17 protein-coding genes (1 of these 17 cut by a window edge) are annotated in these 19,751 nt (G+C 68.2%); 7 read left to right on the top strand and 10 right to left on the bottom strand.

Annotation, left to right across the window (positions count from 1 at the left end; genetic code table 11):
- Nucleotides 1–99: 99 nt before the first annotated feature.
- Nucleotides 100–1,146 carry an ATP-binding cassette domain-containing protein gene (locus F4X11_01235; protein ID MYN63645.1) on the top strand — a complete coding sequence of 349 codons (1,047 nt, stop codon included), beginning with the start codon at nt 100–102 and terminating at the stop codon, nt 1,144–1,146.
- A complete protein-coding gene (locus tag F4X11_01230; GenBank protein MYN63644.1) occupies nt 1,143–2,513 on the top strand; it encodes an ABC transporter permease in 1,371 nt (456 codons plus the stop codon). The genes F4X11_01235 and F4X11_01230 overlap by 4 nt, the downstream gene beginning before the upstream one ends.
- Before the next feature lie 18 nt (nt 2,514–2,531).
- Here F4X11_01230 and F4X11_01225 read toward each other — a convergent pair whose 3' ends face one another.
- Together F4X11_01225 and F4X11_01220 are read right to left on the bottom strand one after the other, a co-directional pair.
- Entirely contained in the window at nt 2,532–2,882 is a 351-nt protein-coding gene (locus tag F4X11_01225) for a type II toxin-antitoxin system PemK/MazF family toxin (GenBank protein ID MYN63643.1), read from the bottom strand.
- Nucleotides 2,875–3,111: a hypothetical protein gene (locus F4X11_01220; protein MYN63642.1), complete on the bottom strand. Its 237-nt coding sequence runs from the start codon at nt 3,109–3,111 to the stop codon at nt 2,875–2,877. Before F4X11_01220 ends, F4X11_01225 begins: the two co-directional genes overlap by 8 nt.
- 215 nt (nt 3,112–3,326) lie before the next feature.
- On the opposite strand from F4X11_01220, the gene F4X11_01215 reads away from it, so the two are divergent.
- Together F4X11_01215 and F4X11_01210 are read left to right on the top strand one after the other, a co-directional pair.
- A complete protein-coding gene (locus F4X11_01215) occupies nt 3,327–3,743 on the top strand; it encodes a PadR family transcriptional regulator (protein MYN63641.1) in 417 nt (138 codons plus the stop codon).
- A gap of 24 nt (nt 3,744–3,767) precedes the next feature.
- Nucleotides 3,768–5,150, top strand: a complete 1,383-nt coding sequence (locus F4X11_01210) for a hypothetical protein (GenBank protein ID MYN63640.1) — start codon at nt 3,768–3,770, stop codon at nt 5,148–5,150.
- A gap of 4 nt (nt 5,151–5,154) precedes the next feature.
- Here the strand turns inward: F4X11_01210 and F4X11_01205 are convergent, their stop codons facing one another.
- The 5 genes from F4X11_01205 to F4X11_01185 all read right to left on the bottom strand — a co-directional run bounded on the left by F4X11_01205 (nt 5,155) and on the right by F4X11_01185 (nt 11,572).
- Nucleotides 5,155–6,126: a hypothetical protein gene (locus F4X11_01205; GenBank protein MYN63639.1), complete on the bottom strand. Its 972-nt coding sequence runs from the start codon at nt 6,124–6,126 to the stop codon at nt 5,155–5,157.
- 130 nt (nt 6,127–6,256) lie between these two features.
- Nucleotides 6,257–8,680, bottom strand: a complete 2,424-nt coding sequence (gene glyS / locus F4X11_01200) for a glycine--tRNA ligase subunit beta (GenBank protein ID MYN63638.1) — start codon at nt 8,678–8,680, stop codon at nt 6,257–6,259.
- 2 nt (nt 8,681–8,682) lie between these two features.
- Nucleotides 8,683–9,645: a glycine--tRNA ligase subunit alpha gene (locus tag F4X11_01195; GenBank protein ID MYN63637.1), complete on the bottom strand. Its 963-nt coding sequence runs from the start codon at nt 9,643–9,645 to the stop codon at nt 8,683–8,685.
- A gap of 83 nt (nt 9,646–9,728) precedes the next feature.
- Nucleotides 9,729–10,724 carry a nucleoid-structuring protein H-NS gene (locus tag F4X11_01190; GenBank protein MYN63636.1) on the bottom strand — a complete coding sequence of 332 codons (996 nt, stop codon included), beginning with the start codon at nt 10,722–10,724 and terminating at the stop codon, nt 9,729–9,731.
- 206 nt (nt 10,725–10,930) lie between these two features.
- A complete protein-coding gene (locus F4X11_01185; protein ID MYN63635.1) occupies nt 10,931–11,572 on the bottom strand; it encodes a hypothetical protein in 642 nt (213 codons plus the stop codon).
- Nucleotides 11,573–11,725: 153 nt separating this feature from the next.
- Here F4X11_01185 and F4X11_01180 point away from each other — a divergent pair, with 153 nt between their 5' ends.
- From F4X11_01180 to F4X11_01170, 3 genes are all read left to right on the top strand, one after another.
- Nucleotides 11,726–14,641, top strand: a complete 2,916-nt coding sequence (locus F4X11_01180; protein MYN63634.1) for a S9 family peptidase — start codon at nt 11,726–11,728, stop codon at nt 14,639–14,641.
- Nucleotides 14,642–14,795: 154 nt separating this feature from the next.
- Nucleotides 14,796–16,034 carry an AAA family ATPase gene (locus F4X11_01175; protein ID MYN63633.1) on the top strand — a complete coding sequence of 413 codons (1,239 nt, stop codon included), beginning with the start codon at nt 14,796–14,798 and terminating at the stop codon, nt 16,032–16,034.
- A gap of 24 nt (nt 16,035–16,058) precedes the next feature.
- The gene (locus F4X11_01170) at nt 16,059–16,931 is read left to right on the top strand and encodes a hypothetical protein (protein ID MYN63632.1); all 873 of its coding nucleotides are present in this window, start codon (nt 16,059–16,061) and stop codon (nt 16,929–16,931) included.
- Between the two features lie 40 nt (nt 16,932–16,971).
- On the opposite strand, the gene F4X11_01165 is transcribed toward F4X11_01170, so the two are convergent.
- The 3 genes from F4X11_01165 to F4X11_01155 form a co-directional block, all read right to left on the bottom strand.
- Nucleotides 16,972–18,990, bottom strand: coding sequence for a PQQ-binding-like beta-propeller repeat protein (locus F4X11_01165; GenBank protein ID MYN63631.1), 2,019 nt, complete (start codon nt 18,988–18,990; stop codon nt 16,972–16,974).
- Between the two features lie 123 nt (nt 18,991–19,113).
- Nucleotides 19,114–19,713: a hypothetical protein gene (locus tag F4X11_01160; protein ID MYN63630.1), complete on the bottom strand. Its 600-nt coding sequence runs from the start codon at nt 19,711–19,713 to the stop codon at nt 19,114–19,116.
- On the bottom strand, nt 19,671–19,751 hold the end of the coding sequence (locus F4X11_01155; protein ID MYN63629.1) for a PQQ-binding-like beta-propeller repeat protein. The gene runs 1,719 nt beyond the window's last position; only the last 81 of its 1,800 coding nucleotides appear in the window; its start codon lies off the right edge, out of view — the gene reads right to left on this strand; it ends in the stop codon at nt 19,671–19,673. Before F4X11_01155 ends, F4X11_01160 begins: the two co-directional genes overlap by 43 nt.

Genomic DNA, 19,751 nt, shown 5'->3' with positions numbered 1-19,751 from the left:
GTGAACACCCGGACGACGCGCCAGCCCGAGACCGGACGACAGGGCCGTCGTCGGTGTCCGGAACCGCGGGGGACGGACGGACGTCGAAACAGGAGGAGCATGCCCCCCGGGGGGAAGACGAGTGAATGCGCGCCGCCGCCTGGACGGACCGACAGTGGAAACAGGAGGAGCATGGACCCCGCCATCCGGATGACCGGTGTCACGAAGACGTTCGGGCGGATGACCGCCGTCGCCGAGCTCGACCTGGAGGTGCCGCGGGGCGGGCTCTACGGCTTCATCGGACCGAACGGCGCCGGCAAGACGACGACGATCCGGATGATCATGTCGATCCTCTTTCCGGATGCCGGCGCCATCTCCATCCTCGGTCACCCGTCGGCTCTGGAAGCGAAGGACCGCATCGGGTACCTGCCCGAGGAGCGGGGAATGTACAAGCGGATGAAGGTACAGCCGTTCCTGCGCTACCTGGCGCGCCTGAAGGGTGCCGACGGCCCCGATCTCGATCGGCGGATTGCGGGGGCGCTCGAGCGGGTCGGCCTCGACGGGGTCGAATCGAAACGCTGCGACGAGCTCTCGAAGGGCATGTCGCAGAAGGTGCAGTTCGTTGCGGCGACGATTCACCGACCGGACCTGCTGATCCTCGACGAGCCGTTCAGCGGGCTCGATCCGGTCAGCATGCGGATGCTGCGCGACCTCGTCATCGAGGAGCACCGCCGGGGCGCGACCGTCCTCTTCTCCACGCACGTGATGCCGCAGGCCGAGGAAATCTGCGAGCACGTCATCATGGTGCACGAGGGCCGCAAGGTGCTGGACGCCGACCTCGGCGACATCCGCAGCCGGTACGATCCGCGCTCGATCCGGTTCGAGCCGCTCGATCCCGGAGCCGATACGACGGCGCTGGCCTCGATCGCCGGCATAGAGCGCGTGCGGACGGACGACCGGGGACTGGAGATCCTGCTGCTGGCCGGGACGGATCCGGCCGCGACGATGCGGCGGATCCTGGACACGACGCCGGCTGCCCGCATCGAGCTCTCGCGCCCGCGTCTGGAAGACGTGTTCGTCGAGCTGGTCGCCGGCGGCGCCGCCGCGACCGAGGCGGACCGGCTGCGCGCCACGCTCCGGGAAACGGTGGAAGAGGCGCCGGCATGACCCGCATCCTTCACGTCGCCCTCCGCGACTTCGTCGCCACCGTGGCCACCAAGGGCTTCATCTTCGGCCTGCTCGTCATGCCGGCCATTCTGGGCGCGTTCGTGATCGTCGGGCCGCGCATCTTCGACGACGACGCCTACCGGATCGCGGGTGAGTACGCCGTCATCGACCCGACCGGCGTCGTGCTCCCGGAAATGCGGGCCGCACTCGATCCGGAGCCGGTCGCCCGCCGGCGGCTGGAGGCATTCCGCCGGAGCCTCGGCGAGGCCCCGGAAACGGTGCGCAGCATGGCCGAGACGGCGAGCGCAGAGTCGATCGACGAGGCGCTCGGCCCCGCCCCCGACGTCCGCGTGCTGGCACTGGCGGCCGACACGGACGTCGAGGCGGCGAAAGGCTGGCTCAACGAGGAAACGGACGGGCCGCGCCACGCGGCTCTCATCGTGATTCACGAGCACGCGGTGCAGGCTGCGGATTCCGGCGGGGAGCTCGGCGCCTACGACCTCTACGTGGCTCCCGGTCTCGACGACCGCGACCTCTCGTTCATCCACCGCAACGTCCGGGATGCGATCGTCGATGCGCGCATCGCGGCCCGCTCCCTCGACCGCGCCGAGATCGACGCTCTGCTCCGGGTGCGGCGCCAGGCCTCGACCACGGTCAGCCCCGACAGCGAGCGCGAGACGGTTCGCGGATTCAACTTCATCCTGCCGGTAGCGTTCATGGGCCTGCTGATCATGGGCATCATGGCCGGCGGCCAGACCATGCTGACTTCTACCATCGAGGAGAAATCGACTCGCGTGGTGGAGGTACTCCTGTCGGCGGTGTCGCCGATGGAGCTGATGGCCGGCAAGCTGCTCGGCGCGGTCGCGATCAGCCTGCTGATGATCGGCCTCTACCTGGGGATCGGCCTCGTGGCCCTGTCGTCCTTCTCGATGTTCGGCCTGCTCGATCCCTGGCTGATTCTCTACCTGCTGATCTTCTTCCTGATCGGCTTCTTCGTGATCGGCTCGCTGATGCTGGCGGTGGGCGCGGCGGTCAACGACATGACCGAGGCGCAGTCGCTGCAGATGCCGCTGATGCTGATCGTCATGCTCCCCGGGTTCATCTGGCCGGCCGTCTCGCGCAACCCCGACTCGGCGCTCGCCGTCACCGTCAGCCACCTGCCGCCCGTCAACACGTTCGGGATGGTCCTGCGGCTGGCGTCGACCCAGCCCCCGCCGTGGTGGGAGGTGTGGCTGTCGATAGGGACCGGCCTCGTGTCTGTCGTCGCCGCCGTGTGGGTCGCCGCCAAGGTGTTCCGCATCGGTCTGCTGATGTACGGCAAGCCGCCGAACTTCAGAACGCTGCTCCGCTGGGTCCGGGCGGCGTAGGAGCGGCGGGCCGACGGCTCATTCGTCGGCCAGATCGAGGACGTCCAGTAGCGCCTGCCCCACCTGTCGCATCACCCGCGGCCCCAGCCGCGCGAGGGGACCCCGAATCAGCCGGCGGTTGTCGATGGCCCGGAGCTGATCGATCAGAGCATCCGAATCGCGCTGCAGGCCGCCCGTCGCGGCAATCCGGATGCGGAGCGGATAGGCGTTCTCGACCAGGCTTGTGGTAAGCGGCGCGACGAGCGTCGAGGGATGCCCGGCGTCGAGCAGCGCCTGCGCCTGCACGATCAGGACAGGCCGGGTCTTCCCGGGCTCGGTTCCCCGGCGCGGATTGAGATCTGCGACCCAGATCTCGCCCCGCTCAAGCATCGAAGTCCCGTTCGATGGCATCGAACTCGGCGTTGACCCGCATGCTCTCCCGTCTCACTCGGTGGGAGGCGCCCCGCAGCCGGTCAGCGCGCAACCGCGCGTGCGTGTCGCGATTCATGCGCTCCAGCGCCCTCCGGACGTACTCGGCACGAGACAATTGCAGCGCTGCGGCGCACTCGCCGGACGCCGCGAGCAAGTGCTCGGGAAGCTTCAGTGAGATTGCAGGCATGAATATCTGTACTGGAATTCTATGAGGATATCAATAGTGGATATCCACACCAGCAATCCGTCGAGGTGCCCCCCAAATCGGCCCCCCGCGCCCGGGGGGGAAAAAAGGACTCGGACCGCCCCACGCTCAAAGAACGGCTAACTACATTGAATTGCTATGTATAGTTGTGCTATGTATATGAGGTCGCGCGGGAATCCACTCGTGAGTGCCGGACGATGAACATCAGCAAGGACTTGGTAGCCGCTTCGGCCGCACCGCTCGTTCTCGCCATCCTGGCCGAGGGCGACAGTTACGGCTACGCCATCATCAAGCGCGTGGGCGAGCTGTCTGGCGGGCAGCTCCGGTGGACGGACGGGATGCTCTACCCCGTGCTGCACCGCCTCGAGCGTCTCGGCCACGTGCAGGCCCGCTGGGCCACCGCGGAGAGCGGCCGGCGGCGACGCTACTACCGCATCACGGCGACGGGGCGGGCGCACCTGGCGGCGCAGCGCGAGCAATGGCAGGTGGTGGACAAGGCCCTGCGCGGGATCTGGCGCACGCTCACCCCGGCCATCGCGCGACCTCCTCACGGTCGCGTTGGAAGTATCGCCGGCGCGAGACTTCTGCGGCGGAGACTCCCGGCTCTCGGATGACGACGACCAAGGACAGGACGACCCATGGCAAGACACGACGAGACGCTCGAAGCGCAGATAGCGCAGTGGCGGTCCTGGCTGCGCCGGCGCCCGGCGATCCGCCCCGCCGACGTGGAGGAGCTCGAAGGGCATCTGCGCGACCAGGTGGCGGCGCTCGTTGCCGCCGGTCTCGCCGCCGACGAGGCCTTCCTCGTGGCGGTCAAGCGGATGGGCAACCTCGACGCCGTGTCGCGGGAGTTCGCGCGCGAGCACTCCGAGCGGCTGTGGAAACAGCTCGTGGTGGCGCCCGCGGGTGCGACCGAAGCGGAACGACGGGCGTCGTCCGTCGAGACCCGTGTCGTCGTCGGCCTGGCGGCGGCCGCGGGGCTGGCGGTGAAGCTTCCGGAGCTGTTCGGCTACCCGCCGCTGGTCGATGTCGACGAAGAGCTCCGGCCGTTCTACTTCCGCAACATGAGTTTCTTCGTGCTCCCGATCCTCGCCGGCTACTTCGCCTGGAAGCGTCGGCTGGACCGGGCGGGATGCGTGCGCCTGGCGGTGCTGTTCGCCGTGGCCGCCCTCGTCATCAATGTCTTTCCGTTCGCACACGGCGGTCACACGATACTGCTCGCGGCGCTGCACTTGCCGATCGCGCTGTGGCTGGTGGTGGGCGTCGCCTACGCCGGCGGACGCTGGCGCGACGGCGGCGGGCGCATGGACTTCGTGCGCTTCTCCGGCGAGCTGTTCATCTACTACGTGCTGATGGCGCTGGGCGGCGGCGTGCTCACCGGTTTCACCCTCGCCACCTTCTCCGCCATCGGCGCAAACGTCGAGTGGTTCGCGCAACAATGGCTGCTGCCGTGCGGCGCGCTGGGCGCGGTCATCGTCGGTGCGTGGCTGGTGGAGGCGAAGCAGAGCGTCGTCGAGAACATGGCGCCCGTGCTGACCCGCCTGTTCACGCCGCTGTTCGCTGCGGTGCTGCTCGCCGTTCTGGCTACCATGGTCTGGACCGGCAGCGGCATCGACGTGGAACGGGAGGTGCTGATTGGCTTCGACCTGCTCCTGGCGGTCGTCCTCGGCCTGCTGCTGTATGCCGTCTCGGCGCGCGACCCGCACGCTCCTCCCGACGCGTTCGACGCGCTGCAGCTGCTGCTTGTCGTCAGCGCCCTCGTCCTCGACGGCGTGGCGCTGGCGGCCATTGCCGGGCGCATTTCCGAATTCGGCTTCAGCCCGAACCGGGTGGCGGCGCTGGGCGAGAATCTGATCCTGCTGGTGAACCTGGCTTGGTCGGCCTGGCTCTACGCGCGCTTCCTAGGCGGCCGCGGTCCCTTCTCCGCCCTCGAACGCTGGCAGACGGACTACCTGCCGGTCTACGCGGTCTGGGCCGGCTTCGTCGTCGTCGCCTTTCCGCCGCTGTTCGGCTTCCTGTGAAGCCTCAATAGCGCCTGACCCGCGTCTCGCCCATCGAGTTCGACATGTGCAATCGCAGCAGCAGCGTCTCGGCGCTCGCTTCGGCCTCCGTCGGAAGGCGGCTGACCGCGCCGAGGACGTTGGCCGCGTTCGAGTCGGGCGCGATCCGAACCGTGTTCGGAACATTCAGCCTGAACTCGCCCATGGTGTTCTCGATCGTCAGGTCGGCGGCCTGGCCGCGGGGCCAGTCGCCGCCGAGATCGGCAATCATGCTGCCCATCCGCCCAGACATCTCGATTTCCCGTGCTCTCGCGTTGCCGAGACGCTCGACCCGGATCTCGCCCATGCCGCCTTCCACGTGCACCCGGCTCGGAACGCCCTCGAGCGGTTCGCTGAAGTCGAGCCGGTGCTCCCCCATGACGAGCTCGGCATCCAGCTCGGTGAGGGTCAGGCCGCCCAGATCGGTACGCGACTCTCCGGCGCGCAGCCTCAAGGTCAGCGCGATCGGAACGTCCGGCGGTATGGTGACCGTGAGCGCGTTGTGCACGTTGTCGTGCCCGCCGATCGCGCCGGCAAACAGCCGCACGAGGAACGGGTGGGCGGGACGCAGACGAATCGTCGTAGCCGGGCCGCCCGGCTCGCCCGCTGGCGTGTGATCCTCGATCAGCTCGTAGTACCCCTTCGCATACGAACCGTCCACCTGGACCCCGGCGCCCGGCGGGCCTGGACGCACTTCGAACTCGCCTTCCTCCAGCTCGATCTCCACCCGCAACGGCTGCCCGGGACTTCCCTCGCCGGCGGCCTGCTCGCCCGCGTGCCGGCTCGCGACGCTGGAGTCAACCGGCTCGAGGACCGGGTCGCCCAACTGCTCGACGGTAGACGTCGCCCAGACGAAGCCGACTGCGGTCAACCCGACAAGCGCGAAGACCAGCACGCCCGCGGCGCCCATGACTACGAGGAGAATCTTCTTCCAGTCCCAGCCAGTCTGCTGTGCCATCCCTCGGCCCTCCGTCTACCGGCTTGGACGGTGCGCGGACCGGTGTGGTTCCCTGCCCGGAGGTCCAGCCGACGCCTGCGGTTCCCCCGGACCGAATCCGCTCCGCATGCGGATATACGAGGCCGGATCGTCAGGACGACGTTTCCGGAACGATCTCGGAGACGTCCGCGAGTTGCAGGATGACCTGCTCGACCCGCTGCATGAGGCCCAGACGGACATTTTGCAGTGTCGGGTCCTCGACCATGACGAACACTTCGTTGAAGAAGCGGTCGACGGCCGGGCCTATCCTCGCGGCCTCGGCGAAAGCCTCGCGGAACCCGGCGCCCGTGCTGACGGCAGCGTCGATGATGGAGCGACGTGACTTCAGTTCATCGAGCAGCGCCCGCTCGGCCGGTTCGGTGAGCGCCGGTTCGAACTGCTCGTCCGATGAGCTGCCGTCCTTGCGCTCCCGCGCGATGTTCTTGACGCGCTTGAACAGCGTCGCCAGGGTCCGGAAGTCGGCCGTGTCGGTGAATTCCGGAAGCACCTCCAGCTTGCGGCGGGCATCCAGGGGCCGAATCTCGTCGAGCGGCTGGTGCGTCACCGCGCGCACGTTGCGACGGTCGAATCCGCGCTCCTCGAGAATGTAGCGAAGTCGTTCGAGGAGAAAATCTACGGGCCTGGACTTCAGGGCATAGCCTGGCCACCCTGCTTGCGCCGTGAACTGGCGCACCTCGGATCGATGCTCCTCAAGCAGTTCCTTCACGCGTTCTCGACCGAGTCCGGTGTCCTCTTCGACACCCTTCCCGGACCGGCCGTCCTTCCACTTGCGATCCAGCGCCCAATACACCCTGGACCAGTCATCCTTCGTGTGCATGTTGCGGGCGGGTCCGAGAAGCGCTCCGACAGGAACGCGAACGTCCAGCCCGGTCAGCTCGGGAAGATCGATCAGGATCCGCAGCATCCCCTGCGCCTGGCGGCGAATCCCGAGGGGGTCACGCGACCCGGTCGGCTTCTCGCCGGCGCCGAACAGACCCACCACGGTGTCCACCTTGTCGGCCAGCGCCACCGCTGCCCAGGCAGCCGCCGCCTTGCCCAGGTCGTCGCGCGACGGCGGATCGTCGGCGGCGACGCCAATCGGCAGGTAATGGTGGTAGATGGCCTTCCAGACGGCCTCCGGCTCGCCCTGCTCGCGCGCGTAGACGCCGCCCATGGCGCCCTGCAGCTCCGGGAACTCGCCCACCATGTCGGTGGCCAGATCGGCCTTGCAGAGCGTTGCCGCGCGCCGCGCTGCTCGGGCGACCTCGACGGATTGGCCCAGTACGCCGCCGGCGATCCGTTCCGCCAGCTCCTCCACCCGCTTCGACTTGTCGCGGTAGCTGCCGAGCCGCTTGTGAAACAGGAGGGTGTCGAGCCGGTCCAGCCGGTCCTCGAGCCGCTGCGTCCGATCCGCATCCCAGAAGAAGCGCGCGTCGCGCAGGCGGGCCACGAGCACCCGCTCCGAGTTGCGGGCGATACGCGCATTGCGGGCCTGCGCGTGTCGGCGCTCGGCGGCACTCGCGGCCGGATCGTCGCCCGGCGTGTTGGTCACCGCGAGAAAGTGCGCCGAGAGTCGGTCCCGCTCGTCGACGACCGGGAAGTAGTGCTGGTGGTGCACCATGGTGGTCGAGAGCACCTCGTCGGGCAACGCGAGGAACTCCTCGGGAAAGGCCCCGGTCACCACCGCGGGATGCTCGACCAGATCCGGCACCTCGGCGTGGAGCGCCGACTGCCGGTCGAGCGTCGCCAGCCGGCCGCCGACCTCATTGGCGCGGTCCTCCAACTCGCGAGTGACGCGAACGCTGCGGTCTTCCCGATCGATCAGCACGCATGCTTTCTCGAGACGGTCGCGGTAGTCGGCGAACGACGTCACCTCGATCGGCGCTCCCGGCGTGCCGTCGCCACCGAAGAACCGGTGCCCGTAGGTGACGCTGCCGGCCCGGACCGGCGCCACCCCGGCAGCCTCCGCGCCCGGAGTCCGGCCGATCTCGAACGGCACCACCCGAGAGGCGTACAGGAAGACGAGCCACCGGACGGGACGGCCGAAGAGGAACTCGCCGCGCCCGTCGCCCAGGGTGGCGTCCCAGCGCATCGCCTTGGGAAAGGCCAGACCGCGCAGCGTGGCGGCGAGAACGCCCCCCAGCAGGGACCGCGTGTCCTCCCCGTCCTGACGGCGGTGACAGGCGAGGTATTCGCCCTTCGGCGTCTGCACACGCGCCAGGTCGGCGACGTCCACCCCCTGCTTGCGGGCGAAGCCAAGGGCGGCCCGCGTCGGCTCGCCGTTCGCGTCGAAGGCGGCCCGGACGGGCGGCCCGGTCACCGTCTCCTCCAGATCCGACTGCCGATCGGCCAGCTCCGCAACCGTGGCCACGAGCCGCCGGGGAGCCACGAACGCCCGCACCGGCGTGCGGCGCTCGATACGCGCCGCGTCCAGTTGCGCGGCCAGCCGGTCGGCGAGTTGCGCCTCGATGCCCGGAATCCAGCTTGCGGGCATCTCCTCGCAACCGATCTCCAGGAGCAGCTCCCGGTATTCCATGCCTACGCTTCCCCGACCTGCTCGACCCGCGGATGGCCCGGCGCCGCGTCATCGTCCGCCGCGTCGCCGCCCGCCGGCTCGGCGCCGGTCCCGTCGGACGATCGGCCCCGCTCCCACGCCGCGTGCGCCTCGGCGATGGCGACGGCCAGCTTCCTGACGCGCAGGATGTAGGCGGCCCGTTCGGTCACGCCGATGCTGCCGCTCGCGTCGAGCAGGTTGAAGGTGTGCGAGCACTTCAGGCAGTGGTCGAGGGCCGGCAGGGTCAGTCCGGACGCCAGCAGTTGCTCTCCCAACTCGTAGTAGCGGTCGAACAGGTCGCGGTGCGTCCGCCCGAACTCGCCGGCCTCCAGCTCGACCTGCCCGAAGGCGTACTTCGACTGCTCGACCTCCTCGCGATGCCGCACCTCCCGGTAGGAGACGCCGGGCGCCCAGGCAAGGTCGTACACGTCGTCCACCCCCTGCAGGTGCATCGCGATGCGCTCGAGCCCGTAGGTCAGCTCCACCGAGATCGGCGCCAGGTCCATGCCGCCGGCCTGCTGGAAGTAGGTGAACTGCGTGATCTCGAGCCCGTCGAGCAGCACCTGCCAGCCGATGCCCCACGCACCCAGCGTGGGCGACTCCCAGTTGTCCTCCTCGAAGCGGACGTCGTGGCGGGTCGGATCGATGCCGCACGCCTGCAGGCTGTCCAGATAGAGACGCTGGGCGGCGTCCGGCGACGGCTTCAGGATCACCTGAAACTGATGATGCTTGAAGAGCCGGTTGGGGTTCTCGCCGAAGCGGCCGTCGGCGGGCCGGCGCGACGGCTGGACGTAGGCGACGTTCCAGTGGCGCGGCCCGATGACGCGGAGGAACGTTTCCGGGTGCATCGTCCCGGCGCCCACCTCGACGTCGAGCGGCTGCTGCAGCAGGCAGCCCCGCTCCGACCAGAAACGGGACAGGGTGAGGATCAAGTCCTGGAGGGTCATGACGGCACCACCGTCCCCGCCACGGCGAACGTCACCGCTCCCAGTACTGCTCTTCGCATGATCTTCCGCGGCCGCCCGAGCCGTCAGTCCGGGTCTTCCAGAGAGTCGTAGAACTTGATGATGTCGCCGCGGTCGTCGGACTCGTTGAACGCCATCCCCGCCCGCGGATGCTGGTTGAGCACCCCGGTCATCATGTAGGGGTAGTCGAAGCCCCACTTCAGGGCCTCGCGCATCGGCTCGATGTGGTGCTGGATGCAGTGCAGGACCGGCCGCAGCCGGAACTTGGGGTTGTGCAGAAAGCTGAGCAGCAGCTCCATCGCGCAGTTGCCCGCCCCGCGCCCGAGACCCGCCATGCTGGCGTCCAGCCGGTTGGCGCCCTTGATCGTCGCCTGCACGGTGTTGGCGAAGGCGAGCTGCCGGTTGTTGTGGGCGTGCATGCCGACTTCCTTGCCGGCCGGCGCGGCGTAACTCCGGAAGGTGGTCATGTAGTCGTCGATCTGCTCGCAGTAGAGCGCGCCGAAGCTGTCCACTATGCAGATGACGTCCGCCTCGGACTGGGCGACCAGCGCCAGCGCCTCGTTCAGCTCCCGCTCGGGGACCGTCGACAGGGCCATCAGGTTGAGGCTGGTCTCGTAGCCCTTGTCGTGGGCGTCCTTGATCATGTCCAGGGCCAGCGGAATCTGGTGGATGTAGGTGGCCACCCGGATCAGGTCGAGCACGCTCTCCGACTTGGGCAGAATGTCCTCGGCGTAGTCGCTCTTCTCGGCGTCGGCCATCGCCGACAGCTTCAGCGGCGTGTCGTTGTCGCCGACGATGCGGCGGATGTCGCTCTCCACGCTGTGCTTCCAGGGACCGAACTGGCCGGGCGGGAACTGCTTCCGCGAGTTGATGTAGCCGATCTCCATGTAGTCGATGCCGCTCTCGACGCAGGCCTGGTAGACCGCCTTGACGGTCTCGTCCGGGAACTGGTGGTCGTTCATCAGGCCGCCGTCCCGAATGGTGCAGTCCATCACCTTGATCTCGGGGCGGTACGAAATCCAGTGGCCCGCAGGGGTGTCCTGCGGCGCTCGCTCACTCATCGCACGGTCTCCTTTGTCGCGTCGTGGCATCGTTCAACTCGGCGTCGCCTGCTCCGGCATCGGATTCTTGCGGCCCGGACTTCCAGCTACTGCATCGGCGATGAATCGGTCGCTTCCGGGAACACCGACTCGATGGAGGCGGCCAGCCGCCGGCCCCCTCCATCACCCGATCCGGTTGATTCTACAGGGATTCGAGAAGCGCGTCGTCAATCCGGAATCCAGGCCCGGCCTTTCAGCAGCATGCCGCCGCCAACGACGAGCCACGCCACGAAAAGGGTTCCGGTGACCATGTGTACGGTCGTCGCGGCATCGAGCCAGACGAACTGGATCGCCAGGCCGAGCAAGGCCGATGCCGGCGCGATCCGCTCGAGCGTCCCGCCGGCGCGCCGTTGCCGCCCTGCCACGACGATCAACGCCAAGCCGGCAACGGCAAAGCCGGCCGCCCCGGTGAACCGCCGCAGCCACACCGTCGCCTCCTGGTGGCTCAGCGCAACCCGCTCGAGGCCCGCGACATCCATCCATTCCCGCGGCGCCGCGGCCAGGCTGACCGCAAGCGCCCCCGAACACGCGGTGAGCGCCCCCGATACCGCGAACAGGAGCGGGACGACCGCCGCGCGCCCTCGCCCGCCATCACCAGCGGCGCCGAACAGAAACCACCCGGCGGCGATCAGCGTCAGCCCCGACACCAACCGCCCGCCGCCGCCCAGGCCGTAGAGCCCCCGGCTGTCGGCAATCGCCGCGAGCGAATCCGCCAGCGTCTCGTGATCGGCATCGGCGGAGACGCGGCCCAGCACGGCCAGGACCGTGGCGAGCGCGGTGAGGACGAGCAGCAGGCCGACGTTGCGCATGGACTCGGGGATCTTAACGGCTCGCAGGATTGCTCGGACTGGGAACCGGGCCGACCGGCGCCGGATCTTCCCCGTTCCTGTACCCGTTACTATCCACAGGCATGGAAACGGCGGCGGCTCCTCGCCGATGGAGCCCGACCCGGAGATGAGAAGATGAGATACTCGTGCCCACGCGCCACAGTCTCCCCGGTGGCCCTCGCAACCGGCTTCGTCCTGCTCGTCGGCGCCGCCGTTCCCGTTGTCGCGCAGCGGGAATTCCTCGACCACGACGACGTGCTGCACTGGAACACCGTCGACGACCCGACCCTGTCGCCTGACGGAGAGTGGCTTGCCTTCGTCCTCACGCCCATGGAGGGGGACCCGGCGCTCACCCTGAAAGCGGCCGCCGGAGGCGGTCGCGCGCTGACGGTCCGGGGCAAAAGGCCGACCTTCACGTCGGACTCCCGCCACCTCGTCTACGCGGTCCCGGCGCTGGAATCGGAAGTCGACGCCCTCGAGCGCGAGGGAAAGGAGGGCGAGGAGCTCCCGAAGGACGCCCTCGCGGTGGCGGATATCGGCGCCGTAATCGTCGACGGAGACGCCGGGCCGAGCGGGATCCGCGACCTCGGACCGGTGGAGAGCTACGAGGTCGCGCGAGAGGGAAGCTGGATCGCGTACATGCCGGTGGAGGAAGACGGCGCGGACGGCTCCCGGGAATCGGAGGCGGAGAACGCCACCGGGGAACGGGCTCGGCAAGGCGAAGCGAGCGAGAGCGGCACGGCCGCGGAAGGAGATGTCGACGACGAGAAGGACGAAGGCTCCACGCTGGTCCTTCTGCACCTGGCTACCGGTGACGAGACACGCTACGACCTCGTCGCCGACTACGAATTCGCCGAGGAAGCCGCCGTCCTGGCGTTCACCACCTCGACGAAGGACGGGTCCGGAAACGGGGCCCACGTGGTGGCGTTGGACGACGTCACGCAGCGCGCGCTGCTCGAGGGCGACGGACGCTATGAGCAACTGGCGTTGTCGAAGGACGGCGCGCAGGTCGCCTTCCTGACGGACCGGGACGATTCAACCTCGGACCAGCCCGAGTTCACGCTGTACCGGGCCGGGGCGCCGGACTGGCGGGCAGAACCCCTCGCCGCTTCCGGCACGGACGGGGTTCCCGACGGCTGGTGGGTCAGCGAGCACGGTGAGGTCCGCTTCTCGGAGGGCGGCGCCCTTCTCCACTTCGGGACGGCGCCTCGGCCGGCGGCGGAAGCCGAGGACGAGACGCTGGAGGAGGACGAGGTCACCCTCGACATCTGGAACTGGAAAGACCCCTACCTGCAGCCGATGCAGCTCGTGCAGGCCGATGACGAACGGAAGCGCACGTACGCTGCGGCGTTCCACCGGGACGGCGGCGCTGTCGTGCAACTGGGCACGGCCGACGTCCCGACGGTCCGGTTCGCCGCGGAGTCGGACGCCGGGCACGCGCTCGGCGTCACCGACATGCCGTACCGGCAGCTCCTGTCCTGGGACGGGCGCTACAACGACCTCTACGCCATCGATCTGGCCAGGGGAACGCGTCGTCCCGTTGCGAACAAGGTCGGGCGCTTCGCCCGCGCCGCCATCTCGCCGGCCGGGAAGTACGCGGCGTGGTGGAACGGCGCAGAACGGCAGTGGAAGGTGGTGCGACTGGAGCGCGGTGAGCCGCTGACCGCGAGCGCCGACGTTCCGCACCCGGTCTGGAACGAGCTGGACGACCACCCGCACGATCCGCCCCCCTACGGCTCGGCCGGCTGGACCGCGGACGACGGCGCGTTCCTGTTCTACGACCGCTTCGACGTCTGGCGCTTCGAGCCCGAGTCGGGCCGGACCATCAACCTCACGGCGGGCGCGGGCAGGGAGTCGCAGACTCGCTTCCGCTACGCGCGGACCGAGCCCGAGCTGGACCACATCCCGGAGGGAGAAGCGCTCTGGCAGGCGTTCCACGACCAGAGCAAGCAGGGCGGACTCTACCAGGGCCGCACGGACCGCGAGGCCTCACCGGCCGAGGTGGTCATGGCGGACAAGAGCTTCCGGCTGCGCGGCAAGGCGAAGGACGCGGACCGCTGGCTGCTCACCCGCGAGGACTTCCGGGAGTTCCCGGACCTGTGGGTGACTGACCGTGGGATCACCGACATGCAGCGCGTGTCGGACGCCAATCCACAGCAGGCCGACTACCGGTGGGGTTCGGCCGAGCTCGTCGAGTGGACATCCAACGACGGCGTCGAGCTGCAGGGCATGCTGTTCAAGCCCGATGGCTTCGATCCCGCGGAGAAGTACCCCCTGCTCGTGTACTTCTACGAGCGGATGTCGGACGGCCTCCATACGTGGCGAACGCCCCGGCCGGGCAGCTCATCAGTGTCGGTTCCCTTCTACGTCAGTCGCGGCTACGTGATGTTCATCCCCGACATTCCCTACGAGATCGGTTACCCGGGCGAGAGCGCCCTCGACGCGGTCGTCCCCGGCGTGCTCGACCTCCTCGACGAAGGCTTCGTCGACCGGGATCGGATCGGCGTCCAGGGCCATTCCTGGGGCGGATACCAGATCGCGTACATGATCACCAAGACCGACCTCTTCGCCGCGGCCGAGGCGGGCGCCCCGGTCAGCAACATGACGAGCGCCTACGGCGGCATCCGCTGGCAGACCGGCATGAGCCGGATGTTCCAGTACGAACGGACGCAGAGTCGCATCGGCGGCTCGCTCTGGGAAGCCACCGCCGAGTACCTGCACAACTCGCCGCTGTTCTTCGCCGACAAGATCCGCACCCCGGTGCTGATGATGCACAACGACGAGGACGGGGCGGTGCCGTGGTACCAGGGTATCGAGCTGTTCGTCGCCCTGCGCCGGCTGCAGAAACCGGCGTGGCTGCTCAACTACAACGGCGAGGGCCATGGCCTGCGCCGCGACGCCAACCGCAAGGACTGGGCGGTCCGCATGCAGCAGTTCTTCGACTACTACCTGCAGGACGCGCCCGCCCCGGTGTGGATGGAGAAGGGCGTCCCGGCCGTCGACAAGGGCCGGACCCTGGGGACGGAGCTCGTGAAGCCGGACTCACGGTGAGTCCTGCGGCCCGCCCTGAACCAGCCAGGACGTCGTGCTCGAGTTCAATAGCACTCGGGTCGGGCACGAGTCAGCGTTGAATGGCGGCTACTACAATGTCCCGTGGACGTCCGCTTGGGCGTGGACGAAGTCCTGAGCGGGTGGGGCTGATGCGATGTACCTGAAGTCACTGCAGATCGAGCGATTCCGGGCCTTCAGGCGCACGGACGTCTCCTTCCGCTACCCGGGGGCGGTCGCGTCCGTGAAGCTGAAGTACCCCAACATCAACCTGCTCCTGGGCAACAACGGGATGGGCAAGTCAGCGGCGCTCAAGGCGGCCGCGCTCGCACTCATGAGTCCCGTCCTGGCATCGACCGGCTACCGACCGTATTCGCTTGTGCGACGGGAAGTGGACAAGTCTCCCAGGGACGCCGCAGTCCAGGCACACGTTGCACTCAGCGACCAGGATCGCGAAGGAGACAGCGGCCCCCCACCAGACAAACCAATGCTGATCGCACGAATCTCGCGTGTGCGTACCACGGAGAGATGCGTGTTCGATCCCGCTTTGGCAACTCGTGTTTGGGATCCGATGTACAGCGAGGATTCGGCGGCCTTCTTCTTCGTCGGTTACGGAGTCTCCCGCACCGTTGAGAGTTCCGCGAAGGTGGATTCGAGCCTCCGCCGCCGCTTGCGGCACGTTCGTTACGAAAGGGTGGCCAGCCTATTCGAGGAACAGGCCACGCTAATGCCACTCGCGGGATGGTTGCCGACCCTCCAGGCGACCAACCTCCAGCGGTACCAAGAAGTCGAAGTGCTGCTGAACGAGCTGCTGCCCGACGGCACCGACTTTCACGGTAAGATGCTGAACGGAGACTACACCTTCAGCCACCGTGACCTCGAGGTTTCGTTTTCCGCGCTGTCAGACGGATTCCGCGCCTACATCGGGTGGATTGGAGATCTCCTCTACCACATGTGTCAGTGTTGCCCGAACGGAACGGCTCTCGTGGACCACCGCGGGATCGTGATGATTGACGAGGTCGATCTACACCTGCATCCGCAGTGGCAGCTCGAAGTACTACCAACCGTTTCCCGAGCCTTTCCCCAACTCCAGTTCCTGTGCACGACGCACAGCCCCATCGTGGCGGGAACTGTAGAGTCGGCCAATCTGTTCCTGCTCTTGGCGGAGGGCGAGACCGCATCCTTTCTGGCAACGCCTGATCGGGAAGTCCACGGATTGACAGCCGACCAGATCCTCACCAGCTCTCATTTCGGTCTCGTGTCGACACGGGCCCCGGACTTCTACGAGGAGCTCCGCAAAGTGTCGGGCGACGTGTCGCGCGGAAAGCCGGGCGCAGCCGTCCGGTTCATGGAAATGACGTCCTTGGGCTCAGCGGCACAAGTCGACGGCGAGTAGACGCGGCGAGCGGAGCCAGCGGCCATGATCGGTTATCGGATTGGTCCGACAGAGCTACGACGCCGGATACGGGAACACGATCCCAACTGGCTTGCCCAAGCTGAGAATGGCGAAGAACCTGCGTGGAGCCGCATCAAGGATGTCTTCGTCAGCATTCAGCACTTCAAGTGCGGGTACTGCGAACGACCTATGCCTCGCCCGCAGCAGCGCCCAGGCGGAAGCGCAGCCGGCCGAACGTGGGGCGGACGGCGCGAGTACGATCTTGAGCACTTCCGACCAAAGCGCGAAGTCACGCGTTGGCCGACGGCGATTTCCGGACTTCAGTATGAATTCGAGACGGGCGAAGACATGGAGGACGGCTATCCGTGGCTTGCTCACGACTGCCTCAACTATCTCGTCTCGTGCAAGACGTGCAACCAGGACAACAAGAAGACCTGTTTCCCAGTCAGTGGGCCGCGTGGGACGGAGGGCGAAAACGTCCGCCAACTCAATCAGTCAGAACGACCCTTCCTGGTCAATCCAGTCGGCACGGACGACGTGCCACCCGAGGAACTGGTCTGCTTCCGCGGCTTCGTTGCAGTGCCCTGTAACGCACAAGGGCATGAACGCAGGCGCGGCCAAGTCATCATCGATCTCTTCGGCCTCAACCTGCGCGACGAGCTGAGGCTCGAACGGTGCAACCTGATCAGGGCGATGTGGCCGTATCTCGAGCTCAACCGTACGGGGAATCCGACGGAACGCGACGCCGCCGAGCGTGAGATTGATGGGCTGACCAAGCCCAGATCCCAGCATGCCAACTGCGCACGGTGCTTCAGGTCTCTCTACCAGGAAGACCGAGCCAATGCGAGGGCGTGTTACGAAGAGGCGGGACGCTTGTCGGACCGGCTACTCGCATGACTTCCCAACACCTCGCGGGCGAGTCGCGGATCGAGATGCATCAAGGCAGAGCCAGCGCGATGAGCTCCGCATCCGCTCCGCCGCGGCCGACCGCGACGACGATGTACTGCTTCCCCTCGTGGAGGTACGTCATCGGGTTGCCACCCGGGATCGCCGGCAGCGGCACCGAACCGAGGTGCTCGCCGGTCTCCTTGTCGTAGGCGCTGATAGTGCGCGTGCTGGCCGCCATCAGCAGCGCGGCGTCCGCCGTCGGGTCACCGGTCGCCTCACCCAGCGCCATGTCTGCCGCCGACTCGTAGCCGCGCCCGCCGTGGTTCATGATCAGCAACGTCGGCGTCACCAGCGGGCCGGAGCCGATCCCGCCCCCGCCACCGAGGGGCGGCAGATCCAGGTCGCGCAACGCCGGGTGGTAGCGCGGGCCGTCCCCATGCGGCGCCATCCAGCTCTGCTCGCCGGTGTTCAGATCCATCGCGGTCACCCGCTTGTAGGGCGGCTTGAACAGCGGCAGCCCTCGCGGGCCCGACAGGCCGACGCCCCAAGGATCGGTGAAGTACCCCACCGTGGCCGGCGGGTCGTACGGCACCACCTCCACGACGATCAGCGTGCTGGACGACGAGACGAATAGCTGCCCCGTCTCCACGTCCACCGCCGCGCCCTGCCAGTTCGCGCCGCCTCCGGCCCCCGGCACCTGGATGAACGGCACCTCGGCCCCGCGCACCACCGGCGGCGAGAAGAGCGGCCCGAACCGCGCCCGGCTGTTGATGATCCGGAGCGCCTCGGCGCGCAGCTCCGGCGTGAAGTCGATCACGTCCTCGATCGCGAAGCCCTGCCGGTCGAACGGCGGCGGCTTCGTCGGAAACGGCTGCGTGGGCGAGTACCACTCGCCGGGCACGTTGCCTTGCGGCACCGGCCGCTCCTCGATCGGCCACACCGGCTCGCCGGTGATCCGATCGAAGACGTAGGTGAAGCCCTGCTTGCTCACCTGCGCGATGGCCTTGACCGGGCGGCCGTCGACGGTGATGTCCAGCAGGTTCGGCCCGGTCGGGAAGTCCCAGTCCCAGAGCCCGTGGTGGATGGCCTGGAAGTGCCAGACCCGCTCGCCCGTCTCGACGTCGACCGCGACGATACTCTCGGCGAACAGGTTGTCGCCCGGCCGCATGCCGCCGTACCAGTCGTTCGACGGCGTGCCGGTCGGCAGATAAACGTAGCCCGCCTCCTCGTCGACCGCCATGTAGGACCAGACGTTGGAATGCCCGCTGTAGCGCCACGACTCGTTGCCCCACGTGTCGGCGCCGAAGTCGTCGCCCCGCGGGATGGTCCGGAAGATCCACCTCATCTCGCCGGTGCGCGCGGCGTAGGCCCGCACGTGGCCCGGAGATGCCTCGCGCAGCGTAATCCGCCCGTCCTGCACGATGCTGCCGACGATCACCGTGTCGCCGGCGATGGCGACCGGGGACGACCAGGTCATCCGCGAGGCGTCGATCTCGCGCTCGAAGCCGGCCGTGAGGTCGACGTAGCCGCCAGTGCCGAAGTCGGGATAGCGCCGGCCGGTGCGCGCGTTCAGCGCAACCAGCCGCTTGTCGTGGCTGGCGATGAAGATGCGCGCGTCGTCGCTCTGCGAGTCCTTCCAATACGAGACCCCGCGGTGGTGCCAGCCCATGTTGGGCGGCCGGTCGAGATACGCGTAGATCTGCGGGTCATAGGTCCAGACCGGCTCGCCGCTGCCGGCGTCGAGCGCCGCCACCTGCCCGAGCGCGGTGCTGACGTAGACCAGCCCGCCCGCCATCAATGGCACCGACTTGAACTGACTGGGACGGATGCGCTCGTTGGCCTCGGCCACAGCGGTGGAGAGCGACGTCCAGCGCCACGCGATCGCCAGGTCCGTGAAGTTGTCCGCGTCGATCTGGTCGAGCGGCGAGTACTTGGTGTTGGCCGCGTCCCGGCCGATGGCGTGCCACTCGCCGTCGGGCAGCGAGGGCTGCGCCCCGGCGGAACCGCCACTCGCCAGAACGGCCGCCGCCGCGAGTGGAACCAGACGACGATGCAGTCCCTGGGTCATCGGAATATCCCCTCCCGACCGTTCGCCGGCTTTCCGCAAGTATCAGAACAGGCGTCGATCATCGCGCGGCGGGAATCGGGAACGGCGCCCCGGCAAGGTGTCGGCGACCGCTCCCCGGCCCGCTCACGGCAGCGCCAGCGCAATCAACTCCGCGTCGGCACCGCCGCGCCCGACCGCGACCACGATGTACTGCTTCCCCTCGTGGAGGTACGTCATCGGGTTGCCGCCCGGCGTCGCTGGCAGGGGTACCGATCCGAGGTGCTCGCCGGTCTGCTTGTCGTAGGCGCTGATGGTGCGCGTGCTGGCCGCCATCAGCAGGGCGGCGTCCGCGGTCGGATCGCCCGTGGCCTCGACGAGCGCAGCATCGGCCGCCGACGCGAAGCCGCGCCCGCCGTGGTTCATGATCAGCAGAGTCGGTGTCACGAGCGGGCCGGAGCTGAGACCGCCCCCGCCGCCGAGGGGCGGCAGGTCCAGGTCGCGCAACGCCGGGTGGTAGCGCGGGCCGTCCCCGTGGGGTTGCATCCAGGCCTGCTCGCCGCTGTTGAGGTCTATCGCGGTAACGCGCTTGTAGGGCGGCTTGAACAGCGGCAGTCCCTGCGGTCCGGACAGCCCGACACCCCAGGGATCGGTGAAGTACCCGACCGTGGCCGGCGGATCGTAGGGCACCACCTCCACCACGATCAGCGTGCTCGACGACGAGACGAACAGCTGCCCCGTCTCCACGTCCACCGCCGCGCCCTGCCAGTTCGCGCCGCCTCCGG

Source organism: Acidobacteriota bacterium, assembly GCA_009861545.1.
Classification (GTDB): domain Bacteria; phylum Acidobacteriota; class Vicinamibacteria; order Vicinamibacterales; family UBA8438; genus WTFV01.
This window is presented reverse-complemented; position numbering and strand designations above follow the sequence as displayed.